At 68.1% G+C, this 11,637-nt stretch carries 15 protein-coding genes; 10 read left to right on the forward strand and 5 right to left on the reverse strand.

Annotated elements, in window-relative coordinates:
• The first annotated feature begins 71 nt into the window (after positions 1–71).
• From ACFOY2_RS30460 to ACFOY2_RS30485, 6 genes are all read left to right on the forward strand, one after another.
• On the forward strand, positions 72–1,163 hold the full coding sequence (locus ACFOY2_RS30460; protein WP_379531547.1) for a phosphotransferase: 1,092 nt from the start codon (positions 72–74) through the stop codon (positions 1,161–1,163).
• A 159-nt stretch (positions 1,164–1,322) separates the two neighbouring features.
• Positions 1,323–2,795, forward strand: a complete 1,473-nt coding sequence (locus ACFOY2_RS30465) for an ATP-binding protein (protein ID WP_379531530.1) — start codon at positions 1,323–1,325, stop codon at positions 2,793–2,795.
• A gap of 96 nt (positions 2,796–2,891) precedes the next feature.
• Positions 2,892–3,308 (forward strand): roadblock/LC7 domain-containing protein, encoded by a 417-nt coding sequence (locus ACFOY2_RS30470; protein ID WP_379531531.1) that lies wholly within the window; start codon positions 2,892–2,894, stop codon positions 3,306–3,308.
• Positions 3,308–3,664, forward strand: coding sequence for a DUF742 domain-containing protein (locus ACFOY2_RS30475; RefSeq protein ID WP_379531548.1), 357 nt, complete (start codon positions 3,308–3,310; stop codon positions 3,662–3,664). The genes ACFOY2_RS30470 and ACFOY2_RS30475 overlap by 1 nt, the downstream gene beginning before the upstream one ends.
• Positions 3,645–4,253, forward strand: coding sequence for a GTP-binding protein (locus ACFOY2_RS30480; RefSeq protein ID WP_379531532.1), 609 nt, complete (start codon positions 3,645–3,647; stop codon positions 4,251–4,253). Before ACFOY2_RS30475 ends, ACFOY2_RS30480 begins: the two co-directional genes overlap by 20 nt.
• Positions 4,250–5,536: a cytochrome P450 gene (locus ACFOY2_RS30485; RefSeq protein ID WP_379531533.1), complete on the forward strand. Its 1,287-nt coding sequence runs from the start codon at positions 4,250–4,252 to the stop codon at positions 5,534–5,536. Before ACFOY2_RS30480 ends, ACFOY2_RS30485 begins: the two co-directional genes overlap by 4 nt.
• Before the next feature lie 266 nt (positions 5,537–5,802).
• Here ACFOY2_RS30485 and ACFOY2_RS30490 read toward each other — a convergent pair whose 3' ends face one another.
• From ACFOY2_RS30490 to ACFOY2_RS30500, 3 genes are all read right to left on the reverse strand, one after another.
• Complete coding sequence (locus ACFOY2_RS30490) at positions 5,803–6,027, reverse strand: hypothetical protein (RefSeq protein WP_379531534.1); 225 nt, start codon at positions 6,025–6,027, stop codon at positions 5,803–5,805.
• 71 nt (positions 6,028–6,098) lie between these two features.
• Entirely contained in the window at positions 6,099–6,389 is a 291-nt protein-coding gene (locus ACFOY2_RS30495) for a hypothetical protein (protein WP_379531535.1), read from the reverse strand.
• Positions 6,386–6,568, reverse strand: a complete 183-nt coding sequence (locus ACFOY2_RS30500) for a hypothetical protein (RefSeq protein WP_379531536.1) — start codon at positions 6,566–6,568, stop codon at positions 6,386–6,388. The genes ACFOY2_RS30495 and ACFOY2_RS30500 overlap by 4 nt, the downstream gene beginning before the upstream one ends.
• 177 nt (positions 6,569–6,745) lie before the next feature.
• Between ACFOY2_RS30500 and ACFOY2_RS30505 the strand changes: the two genes are divergently transcribed.
• From ACFOY2_RS30505 to ACFOY2_RS30515, 3 genes are all read left to right on the forward strand, one after another.
• Positions 6,746–7,000, forward strand: a complete 255-nt coding sequence (locus ACFOY2_RS30505) for a GntR family transcriptional regulator (RefSeq protein ID WP_379531537.1) — start codon at positions 6,746–6,748, stop codon at positions 6,998–7,000.
• Positions 7,001–7,226: 226 nt separating this feature from the next.
• Entirely contained in the window at positions 7,227–7,667 is a 441-nt protein-coding gene (locus ACFOY2_RS30510; protein ID WP_379531538.1) for a hypothetical protein, read from the forward strand.
• A complete protein-coding gene (locus ACFOY2_RS30515; RefSeq protein ID WP_379531539.1) occupies positions 7,664–8,806 on the forward strand; it encodes a methyltransferase domain-containing protein in 1,143 nt (380 codons plus the stop codon). Before ACFOY2_RS30510 ends, ACFOY2_RS30515 begins: the two co-directional genes overlap by 4 nt.
• On the opposite strand, the gene ACFOY2_RS30520 is transcribed toward ACFOY2_RS30515, so the two are convergent.
• On the reverse strand, positions 8,739–9,284 hold the full coding sequence (locus ACFOY2_RS30520) for a transposase (RefSeq protein WP_379531540.1): 546 nt from the start codon (positions 9,282–9,284) through the stop codon (positions 8,739–8,741). The two genes, ACFOY2_RS30515 and ACFOY2_RS30520, sit on opposite strands and share 68 nt — an antisense overlap.
• 221 nt (positions 9,285–9,505) lie before the next feature.
• Here ACFOY2_RS30520 and ACFOY2_RS30525 point away from each other — a divergent pair, with 221 nt between their 5' ends.
• Positions 9,506–9,820, forward strand: a complete 315-nt coding sequence (locus ACFOY2_RS30525) for a transposase family protein (RefSeq protein ID WP_379531541.1) — start codon at positions 9,506–9,508, stop codon at positions 9,818–9,820.
• A gap of 204 nt (positions 9,821–10,024) precedes the next feature.
• On the opposite strand, the gene ACFOY2_RS30530 is transcribed toward ACFOY2_RS30525, so the two are convergent.
• Complete coding sequence (locus ACFOY2_RS30530) at positions 10,025–11,431, reverse strand: IS1380 family transposase (RefSeq protein ID WP_379531542.1); 1,407 nt, start codon at positions 11,429–11,431, stop codon at positions 10,025–10,027.
• Positions 11,432–11,637: the final 206 nt, after the last annotated feature.

Below are 11,637 nucleotides of genomic sequence, written 5' to 3' on the forward strand. Positions count from 1 at the left end.
GCCTCGTCCGGTACAGCGGTCACGCTCTCCGGGAACAGATCACCCGGAAACGAGCGACAAGCTTGACCGATGTGCCCGTGCGGACCAGAGAGGTCACCAGCGAATGGCTGACCGCCGCCGTGTGCGGCGGGCACCCCGGCGCGGCCGTCGAGTCGTACGTCGTGGAAGACGTGAGCAGCGGTACGTCGAGCCGCTGGCGGGCGACCGTCGCCTACAACGGCGCGGGCCGCGACGCCGGCCTGCCCACGGCGCTCTTCGCGAAGACGAGCCGGAGCTGGACCCAGCGCCTCCTGCTGGGCATGGCCGACGTGCTCACCGGCGAGCCGGGTTTCTACACCCACATCCGGCCCGAACTCGACATCGAGGCGCCCCGCGGCTACCACGGGGCGGTCGATGCGGCGTCGGGGCGCTCGATCGCGTTGATGGAGGACATCGTCGCCACCAAGAACGTGACCTTCTGCACGCCCCAGACGCCGATTTCCCATTCCGAGATGAAAGACCTGCTCGACGGCATGGCAACCTGGCACGGCAGGTACTGGGATCACGCCGAGCTGGACCGCCACGCGTTCCTGCGGAAGAAGCCGGGGACGTTCATCGGCAACCTGGCCAAGTTCGCCGGGTTGAAGAAGCGCAGCATCGTCGGCGTCCAGCGGGCCAGGGCGGTGATGCCGGAGGCCATCGTGCCCCTTCACGAGGACCTGTACCAGGCACTGTGGCAGTCGCTTGACCTGGCCGGCCGGGGACCGCTGACGCTGCTGCACGGCGACTCGCACATCGGCAACGTCTACAAGACGGAGTCGGGCCGGCTGGGCTTCGGCGACTGGCAGGTCGTCATGCGCGGCAACTGGGCCTACGACGTGTCGTACACGATCGCGACCGGGCTGGCCGTGGCCGACCGCCGCGAGTGGGAACGCGACCTGCTCGCCTTCTACCTGGACCGGCTCGCGGCGGCCGGAGGCGTGGCGCCCGAATTCGAGGACGCGTGGCTCGCCTACCGCCAGCAGATGCTCTGGGCGTACTTCGGCTGGCTGCTGTCCATCGGGCGCAGCACGATCCAGCCGAAGTTCCAGCCCGACTCGATCAGCCTCGGCATGCTCGAACGCGCCTCGAACGCCCTCCTGGACCTGGACACGCTCGGTGCGGTCCGCAGCTCCGCGGCCTGACAGCACTGAACCTGCTGAGCCTCCAGGGCACTTCTGTGGTGAATTGCAGCCTTTGGTGACCAAGTGCCCACAAAGAGCGAAGATTACCCGTACGATTTTGATCAAAGTCTTCGCCGACCGTCCAACCTCCCGTCACAAACGCCGACGAGGAACTGCTCGATGTCAGTACAGATACCTGTTCGCCGTCAGGAAGCACGCCTGCCGACGGGTCAAGCCCTGCTCGTGCCGTCGGCCGCCGTGGTCGTCATCGGAGGCGCCACCCTGCTGGTAGTGGCCCTGGCACCGCCTGAGGGACGCACGCTCCTCGCCTGGAGCCTCGGGGTCGCCACCGTCCTGCTGTGCGCCGCCATCGCGATCACGATGTTCAGCAGGCAGCAGACCCGCAAGCTCCGCGACCGTCTCGCATCGATGGACGCGGACATCGCCCGGCTCGCCGACCAGACCCTGCCCTCCCTGGTCCAGCGGTTGCGCGAGGGAGCCTCCGCGGACACCGCGCTCGCCGAGATCAACCGACCCGCCGACCTGTCCCATCAGCGCATCCTTTGGACGCTGGCGCAGGAGATCGGCAAGGGAGACCGCATGCGCGCGGCCGCGATGTCGGCCTGCGCGAACGCCGCGAGCCGGGTCCAGGCGCTGGCCACCAGCATGCTGGCCGATCTCCGCGAGATGGAGGAACGCCACGACGAGAAGGTGCTCGGCGACCTGCTGAAGCTCGATCACAGCACCGCGCAGGCGGGCCGGCTGGCCGACAGCATCGCGGTGCTCACCGGCGCCCGGTCCGGCCGGCGCTGGACCAAGCCGATCGTGATGGAGAGCATCATGCGCGGCGCGGTCGGCCGCATCAACGCCTACCAGCGGGTCCGGGTGCACTCCTCCAGCACCGTCGCGATCGCCGGGTACGCCGCGGAGGGCATCATGCACGCCCTCGCCGAGTTGATGGACAACGCCACCAGCTTCTCGCCTCCCTCCGAGGAGGTGCACGTGTACGTGGAAGAGGTGAGCACGGGCATCGTGATCACCATCGAGGACTGCGGTCTCGTCATGAGCCCCGCCGCACTGAGCCGGGCCCGGCAGGCCGTCTCGTCCGAGCCCTTGGACCTGACGACGCTGTCAGGCACCCGGCTGGGCCTCGCGGTCGTGGGCTGCCTCGCCCGCAAGCACGGTTTGGTGGTCTCCTTCAGGCCTTCCTCGCGCGGCGGAACGGGAGTGGTCGTCATGGTCCCGCAGCAACTGGTCGCGCAGGTCGCGCGGAACTCCCCGACGTACGAGCCGCACGACGAGGCCGTCCCCAGCCGCCAGTCGCCCCCCGCCCTACCGGCCCGGCACGCCGCACCGGCTCAGCCCACCGGCCCGACGTCCGCACCGGCTCAGCCCACCGGCTCATCCGCGCCCACCGGCCCGATTTCCGTGCCCGCCCCGGCTCTTCCTGACGGTGAGCCGTACGGGCTGCCCAAGCGGCGGCGCGGCCAGACGCTCGCGGCGGCCGCCCCGACGGCCCAGCCGGCCACACCGCCGGCCAAGACCACCCGCCCCCGCTCCGACCCCGCCAAGTTCAGCGCTTTCCGCCAAGCCAGCCGGGGGACCGGCATCGACAGCGGTACCCCTACCCACCCGGAAGGGGACACCCAATGACCGCCGTCCCGATGCCACAGCCGGATCAACTGCGACAAATAGCCCGATTGGAGGGAGGGGCCGTCCTCCCAGTGGGGTGACCGTCCCGCACATCCGATGAGAACCTCAGACCGCGACCTCGCTTGGCTGCTGGAGAACCTCCTGGAAAGGACGCCGCAGACCCGGTACGCCCTGGTGCTGTCGAAGGACGGCCTCAAGCTCTCCCACACGCGCGGGCTGTCCGTCGACCGCGCCGACCAGTTGGCCGCCATCGCTTCGGGCATTCAGAGTCTGTCCCATGGCGCGTCCATCGAGTTCGGCGACGGTAGCGGCGGGCTGCGGCAGTCGATGACGGAGTTCCACGGCGGACTGCTGTTCATCGTGGAGGCGGGCGAAGGAGCCCATCTCGCCGTCGTGGCGACCGACGACGCCGACCCCGGCGTCATCGGCCACAACATGAACGAGTTGGTGGAGCAGATCGGGGACTATCTGACCGCGCCGCCGCGCCAGCCTCAGCAGAGCCGAGCGCTGTGATCTCGCGGCGCGTCCACGGCGAGAACCCGGACCGCCTGTACACCGTCACCGGCGGCCGCAGCCGTGTGGACGAGAACGCCCTGGACGTGGTGAGCCTCATCGTCAGCGAGTGCGATCCGACGCCGGGCATGCAGTCCGAACACGCCAGGATCCTGCTGATGTGCCGCCGGCCGATGGCGGTCGTGGAGGTGTCGGCCGAACTGGGGCTGCCCATCGGGGTCGTCCGGATCCTGCTGTGCGACCTGCTCGACACCGGCCGCATCACCGCTCGTCACCCGCGAGTTGCTCCCGCCAAGGCGCAACTGCCCGACCCCGCAATCTTGGAGCAGGTGCTCGTTGGACTCCAGAAGCTCTGATCGACCCGACCGGACGCCGCTCCTGAGCACGGCGACCACCGGACTCAAGATCGTGATCGTCGGCGGTTTCGGCGTGGGCAAGACCACCATGGTCCGCTCGGTCAGCGAGATCCGTCCGTTGAGCACCGAAGAGACCATGACGCAGGCGGGTCTCGGAGTCGACGACGCGCGTGGGGTGGAGGCCAAGTCCACGACCACGGTGGCCTTCGACTTCGGCCGGATCACCCTGAACGAGCAGATGGTGCTCTACCTGTTCGGAGCTCCAGGCCAGGAGCGGTTCTGGTTCCTGTGGGATCGGCTGTTCTCGGGCACCCTCGGCGCGGTCGTCCTGGTGGACGTCCGCCGCCTGAGCGACTCGTGGTATGCCATCGACCGCCTCGAACACCACGGCATGCCGTTCATCGTCGCCCGGAACAACTTCGGTGAGCCGACGCACCCTCTCGAACAGGTACGTGACGCGCTGTCCCTGTCCGACGAGGTCCCGCTGATCGACTGCGACGCCCGCCGGCGTGATTCCAGCAAGGCCGTGCTGATCGCTCTCGTCAACCACCTGTACGCGATGTCCACCGCTCGTGGGGTAACCCGATGACCAACGCCTTCCACACACCCGACCCGACCTCATGGTTCCCCGGCGCGCCCGCGCCCACGGGCTTTCACGTTCATCCGGGCGCCATGCCGCTGTACGGCCCGCAGTACCAACAGCAACCGGCCCAGCTCTACCGGGAAATGCGGCTGAGGCATGGCCCGGTTGTCCCGGTCCTGCTCGAAGGCGACATCCCGGCTTGGCTGGTGATCGGGTACCGCGAGCTCCGCTACGTCCTGAGCAGTCCCCAGCTGTTCGCCCGCGATTCGCGCCGGTGGAACGCCTGGGACCGAATCCCGCCCGACTGGCCGCTGATGGCCTACATCGCCTATCAGCCGTCGCTGCTGTTCACCGAAGGTGCCGAGCACCAGCGGCGAGCCGGGGCCGTCAGCGAGGCGCTCGCGGCCATCGACCAGTTCGAGCTGCGATCGCAGTGCGAGCGGATCGCCGACAAACTCATCGACGCGTTCACCGGGCACGGCCGGGCCGACCTGATGTCCCAGTACGCGCACCCGATGCCGCTGCTCGTCGTCGCCGGGACGTTCGGCCTGTCAGAACCCGACACGCTACGCCTGGTGGGCGACGTGAGCGCGACGCTGAACGGCGGCGAGGGCGCCATGGAGGCCTACCAGCGGGTCCAGGCCACGATGCAGCGACTGCTCGACACCAAGCGCGAGATGCCCGGCCCTGACCTGGCCTCGCGCCTCCTGGCACACCCCGCCAGGCTCGGCGACGATGAGATCATCCAGGACCTCATCCTGACCATGACCGCAGGCCAGGACACCACCGCGAACTGGATCGGGAACACGCTGCGGCTGATGCTGACCGACGAACGGTTCGCCATCACCCTGTCGGGCGGCCGCCGCAGCGCGGGCCAGGCACTGAACGAGGTCCTGTGGGAGGACTCGCCCAGCCAGAACAGCCTGGGCCGCTGGGCCGTACAGGACACCCACCTGGGCGGCCAGCGCATCAAGGCCGGAGACGCGCTCATCCTCGGACTGGCCGCAGCCAACGCCGACCCGCAGGTACGCCCCGACTCCTACGGCGGCCCGGCCGGAAACCATGCGCACATGTCCTTCGGCCACGGCGAGCACGGCTGCCCGCACCCGGCGCCCGAACTGGCTGAGGTCATCGCCTACACGGCCGTCGAGGTGCTCCTGGACCGGCTCCCGGACATGATGCTGGCCGTGGCCCCCGAGGCACTCATCTGGCGCACGTCCATCCAGATGCGCGGCCTGTCCGCGCTGCCGGTCGAGTTCACCCCCGGCTACGCGAGCTCGAGGGGCTGAACGATGCGCCTGGCCGTCGCGCCCAGCCCGTGTCGCGACGGCCAGGTTGACGGTCAGGCCGTGTCTCCCCCCGACGCACCCTCCGAAGATCGCCCCTCGCGCCGGGCACGGCCTCCTAGTAACGTGGACGACATAAGCCCCGGGATTGCCTCTGCCAGCACGCAGCCCGGGGCACAGCTCTGTTCACGGCCATGTCACGGCAACAGCGGGGCTGGGGCGGGCCATCCGTTCCAGCCCGCAACCGCCCAGCTCACGGGCTGTACCACTCAGTCGGAGCTACACCTGATGTCGTTCCAGTGGTATGCGCAGTTCTCGGGCGGCACACCTTCGAACGTGTGCAGGAGATCGACTTCCAGGTTGCACAAGTGCTGGTCTTGGGAGAGTGCATGGTAGGCCAGGGCTTTGTTCACGGCGCTCCGCAGGTCAGCTGCCTCCACGACCCAGGTGTAGCGTGCCTCTCCATCGAACCGTTCCGTCCCGGCGATGGTCACCGTAAAGGGTCTCGTTTCGGACGGCGCCTGCGGACGCCTAGGGATGCGCGGGCGTCCGCGGGCGCCGCTTTTCACTGGGCCTCACCCAGGAGAATCCGGTTGAAGGTGTCTCTGGCGTCGGCGGTCAGCGCCCAGGCGGTTTCGTGGACCGTTCCCTTCTCGCGGTCCGTGCGGCGGATGAAGCTCTGGTCGGCGGTGGCGCATAGCTCGTAGACGGTGTGGCGGCATTCGCAGGTGTGGAGGACCACGCGGATGCGCTGTGTCCGGTGCGCGGGTTCGTACCAGGCGAGCTTGATGTGGTCGGACTTGCGTGGCTGGGGGTGCAGGCTGTGGAAGTCGGGGATCTCGCCGCGTTCGGTCACCGGATCCTCCCCTCGAAGGTCTCGACGAGGTTCCTGAGGACGACGTCGACGCGGACCAGGACCAGTTCGCGGACGTGTTCTCCGCCGGACGGCAGCCGGTAGCCGTGCCTTTCCAGGACGGCCTTGATGTCGGTTGCCAGTAGGGGTGTGAATCGTAGGTCTGTGATTGAGTTGCCCATGGGTCGGACCTCCCGTGTCCGATCGATCAAGGACCCGTCTCAGCGTTTGCGCCGCTGGGACGGGCTTTCCATTTTTTCAAGAGTACGCGCAACTCATCCAACACGTCCAACTCGTACAGAACGTATAAGACGAATCAGGCGTAAGGCCCGTACACCCTGTGTATTAACGTGTTAGTCGTGAAAGTCGACATGCTCGACCCCATGCCTATCTACGTGCAGTTGGCGGGGATCATCGTGGAGAAAATCAAGGCCGGCGATCTTGAGGAGCGGCGGGCGGTGCCCTCCGAGAGTTCGCTGCAGCAGGAGCATGGCGTTTCTCGCGGTTCGGTACGCCGTGCCATGGAAGTTCTACGCGAGGACGGATGGGTGATCACGATTCAGGGCCGCGGTACGTACGTCGCACCCAAAGAGAAGTGGCCCGAGGCGCCATAAATCCCCTGGGATTATTTTTTCGTATGAAGTGTGTAGAGTTTCTGTCGTTGTATCCATTCAGGCTCGTTGATCTCAGCCTCGCATCGTGCACCGCCTGAGTTGAGAGCTGCCCGGTCAGCACGGTCGATCGAATTGACACCGCTGGGGCGGGCCATCCATCCCGGTCCCCAACCAGTTACGCTTGCGGTCGTCTTGTATCAGTTCTCGTCGGCGCCTGGAGGCGGCTGTGGCGATACCGAAGAAGGGCTCGCGGCCCATCACCGTCGACGGCACCGTCTACCGCTGGCGCGTCCGCCACAAGCCGATCCGCGGCCAGGGCAACAGTTGGGATCCTCTCACCTTCGCCGTCGAGCGAGCCGAGGAGCCGGGAGGCGTTCTCGTCGTGTCCCTCCCCTGCGCCCGGCCGGACAACTGGCGAGGACAGCGAACGATCCCGGTCCGTCCTGTCCTCGTCGCCGGATGCATCCGGCGGGCCGTCGAACAAGGCTGGAACCAGAGTCGACCGGGCTCGCCGTTCGCCCTCACCATCGCCGAGGACGAACTGGCCACGCTCCTGGGCGAACCGCCTCAGTACCTGATCCCCTTCCTCTGGGGAATGATCCCGGAAGGCGGCGGCATCGAAGACCTCCCTCGATGCACTCAGATTTGGAGCCGCGACGGCAAGTGACCCTCAACCTGGACGCGCGCGTTGATGGCCTGATCGACGTCATCAGCGAACGCCGCCCGGTCAGTGACACCATCGCCAGGGCGCTGCGGGCCGTGCCCCGGCATCTGTTCGTGCCTCCCATCGGGGTCGCTCTCACCAGAGGCGGCCCCCGTCTCATCGACCGGGACGCAGATCCGGACGCCTGGTGGGCCGCGGTCTACGGGCCGGACGCCATCGTGACGCAGCTCGACCGGGGGACGACCGGCATCCGCGAGGTGGAGGGGCGCTACACCTCCTCCAACTCCGCCCCGGGGACCGTCGTCGACCTGCTCACCCTGCTCGATCCGGAGCCGGGCGATCGGGTGCTGGAGATCGGCACGGGTACGGGCTGGACCGCCGCGTTGCTGTCCCACCTGGTCGGCGACGCGGCCCGGGTAACGTCGATCGAGGTCGATCAGGCGGTCGCCGAGCAGGCGGAAAAGACGCTGGCCGCGGCCGGCGTGCACCCGCACCTGATCGTCGGTGACGGGGCGGACGGATGGGCTCAGGGGGCGCCGTACGACCGTGTGCACGCCACCTGCGCCGTCCACGCGCTGCCGTACGCGTGGGTCGAGCAGACTCGGCCGGGCGGCCTGATCGTGGCGCCGTTCTCGCCTGGCTTCGACGTCGACTTCTCGGTGCGGCTCGTGGTCAGGCCGGACGGGGTCGCCATCGGCGAGTTCCCCGGCTACACCTCGTACATGATGATGCGCTCACAGGACGGATCCTCCGTCCGCGACGACGACGGCAGCGGCCGACGGTCCACGACCCAGGTAGACCCGCGCACGATCGCGCACGCCCCGGCGGAGGCAGGGCTGGCCATGTCGGCTCTCACCGGCCTGCACATCCGCGAGGGCCACGAGGAAGACCGCTTCGTGCTGTACATGGTCGACCCCGCCGACCCGGCCCACTGGGCGGCGGCGGTTCACGACCCGGACGGCGACCACCTCGCATACCAGCTCGGCGACCGGTCCCTGTGGGATGAGATCACCGACGCCTACGCCCAGTGGGTGTCCTGGGGCGAGCCGGGCCGGGAACGGTTCGGCATGACCATCACACCGGAGGGCCAGCGGATCTGGCTGGACACTCCGGAGCGCACGCTGGGCCTCGCCAGGGCCTGAGCATGCAGAGAACGGCCCGCCTCTCACTTGAGGAGCTGGCGGGCCATGACCGGAGCGTGTCGACCAGCAGGTGCCGCTTGACTCCCGAAACCTTCTTGCCGCCGTCGTAACCGTGCAGGCCGCCCCGGTCGGTGGCCCGCACGCTCTGGCTGTCGATGATGCCCGCACTGGGCGTGGGGTCACGACCGCCACCGACGCGATCACGCTCGCGTACGCGTACGCGGGCCAGGATCTGTTCCCAGCGGCCCTCTATCCGCCAGGTACGCCAGTAGTGGTAGACCGTCTGCCACGGCGGCAGGTCATGGGGCGATAGCCGCCAGGCACAACCTGCCCGCACCCAGTACGCCAGCGCATTCACGATCTCCCGACGCTCATGAACGGCGGGCCGACCACCCAGCTTGGGCGCCGGGACCAGCGGGGCGAGCACTTCCCACTCGCGATCGGACAGATCGGTCGGGTACGAACGCCGAGGAACCATCGCACGCCTCCAGGCTTACGCCCCCGACACCTGCCAGCATGACTCGCCGACCCCTTCTCAGACACCCTCTAGCTATTTCTAGGAAACGACCTGCTTCCGCGCTGTTCCCGGCTCTTCGATCTTGAGGGGGAAGGGCGTCGGCGTGGCCTGACACGCGAGAGCTCGTGACCCCGTAACACTGGCTGTTGATCAAGGACAGTTAGTGACGGGGGCCACGAGCTGTGAACGACAGTACTTCGATCCTGTTCGACATGCCGGAAATCACGGTCGTCAAGGTGGAACGCGTCGCCCAGGATGAGCAGCAATCGGCGCGGGTGGTGCATATCGAACGACCCGAGGAGTGGGCGGCCTGCCCGCAGTGCGGAGTGATCTCCACATCGGTGCGGCAGCGACGCACGACCCGGCCCCGCGACCTGCCCAATGGGGAGCAAGCACTGCACGTGCGCTGGCATAAACGGCAGTTCGCGTGCAAGGAAATCCTGTGTCCGCGTAAGGCGTTCACCGAGTCGGTCACTGAGCCTGAATCCACGGCTTGATTTCTCGTGATCATGTCTCGGTCCGATTTCTCGACGAGGACCGCTCCGGCAGGTAGTGGCCCAGATTCGGGGCGTGGGTAACCCGCCGTGCTCGGGTCACGGCCTGTCCATGGCAGCAGGTCGGGGCTGAGGGCGGGCGCTGGAGTGGCGCGGGTGACCGGCAAGGGTCGTCGAGTGGGGCGGTGACCTGGTGTTCGGGGCGGGTCAGGCCGCGCGGGCCGGTGGCGGGCGGTGAGTTGCGTGGAAGGCGTTGGTCCAGGCTTGTCGCCAGGGCCAGTGCCGGGGCAGGTGGAAGACCACGTGGCCACGGCCGTGCCGGGCAATGCGGGCGGGAACGCCGATGATCCGGCGGCGGAGACTGGCTCCGCGGGCACGCCCGTGCTGAGCGCCGGCCAGGCAGCCGAGCGCGCGCAGCAGGTTGTGCGTGATCGCCGCCAGGGTGAGCCAGGCGGCGTTGGCGGCGAACTTCCCCGACGGCAGGTGCGCGAGTGGTCCGTCGATCAAGTCGGCGTTGACCTGTTCCTGCACCGCGTGATCACGATGCTGCTCCTCGGCCTGGAGCAGGCTGTAGGGGCTGTCGGTGAAGATCGGATAGTAGCGCCAGGCGGCGAACAACTCATCCTGGCCATCCGCGGCCTGCTCATCCAGCCGGCGGACGCGGCGCACGATCAGCCGGGCGGTGGCGGCCTTGCCCGTCTTGCTGGTGAAGGCGGTGTAGGTGGTCTCGGCGACCTCGGCGTCGGAGACCCAGCCGCCGGCTTGGTCGTCAAAGATGGCGCGCGGATACTTGATCGGTGTCCAGGCGTTGTCGGGTATCGCCGCGATCGTGGCCTTGACCTTGGGATCCAGCTTGGCGGTGATGGAGAAACGGGTGTCGTGTTCGCGGCAGGCGGCCACCACCTCGGCGGCGTAGAACGCGCTGTCGCCCCGCATCAGCAGCGTGCCCGTCGCTCCGCTGTCGCGGGCCACCGGGATCGACTCGCGCAGCAGGGACGCGGCGCCGCGGGCGGAGTTGGCGCTGCCGCCGCGCAGCCGGGTTGCACACACCACCGGCGCGGCCAGTGGTGTGGACAGGGTGGCGGCCAGCACGTTCAGCCCGCGCACCAGCACACTCTTGCCCTGGATCTTCGTGTGGCCGAAGCCCGAGCCCTGCTTGGCATGGCCGTAGGTGCGCCGTTGCATCGAGTCGAGGTCCAGGAAGGCCAGCACGTCCGCGCCCGGCAGCAGCGGTGTGTTCCTGGCCAGGCTGATGAGCAACTGTCGTGCGGTCTTGTCCAGTTGGCGAACGTTTCCCCAGGTGAAGGCGCGCAGGAACGAGCCGAGCGTGGACGGTGCCCGGATGCCGTCGAAGAGTTTGTCCATGCCGCCGTGGCGCAGCACGTCCAGGTCGTCGATGCTGTCGGCGCCGCACAACATGCCCGCCACGATCGAGGCGACCTTCGCGGGCGCGTTGACCCCGTCAGCGGTGGTGAGGGCCACGTGCTCGTTGACGAGGGCGTTCAAGCCGTGTCGCTCGGCCAGTCGCATGGCCGGGGCCAGCCCGCCGTAGGCGATCACGTGCTCATCATCGAAGGTCGCATCGGTCTTGGCCGCGGCGTGGAAGAATCGCACTTACGAGGTGTCCTTCTGACTGGGCTGCTGGAAGCGTAGAGAACTCCCATCATCCCAGGCCAAAGGGCACCTCGCCCTATTTCACGACTCTTTCGTCAGATTCCCAGCAGTAGAGTCGACCCGAGGCGCGGTATCGGGATTGCTCCCGACCCGTTTCCTCGGGTCGCTCTCCGAACCCGGCGTGCCCATTACTGAGCACCGGGCTC

Origin of the sequence: Nonomuraea purpurea, from assembly GCF_042650645.1 — a bacterium.
Lineage (GTDB): Bacteria > Actinomycetota > Actinomycetes > Streptosporangiales > Streptosporangiaceae > Nonomuraea > Nonomuraea purpurea.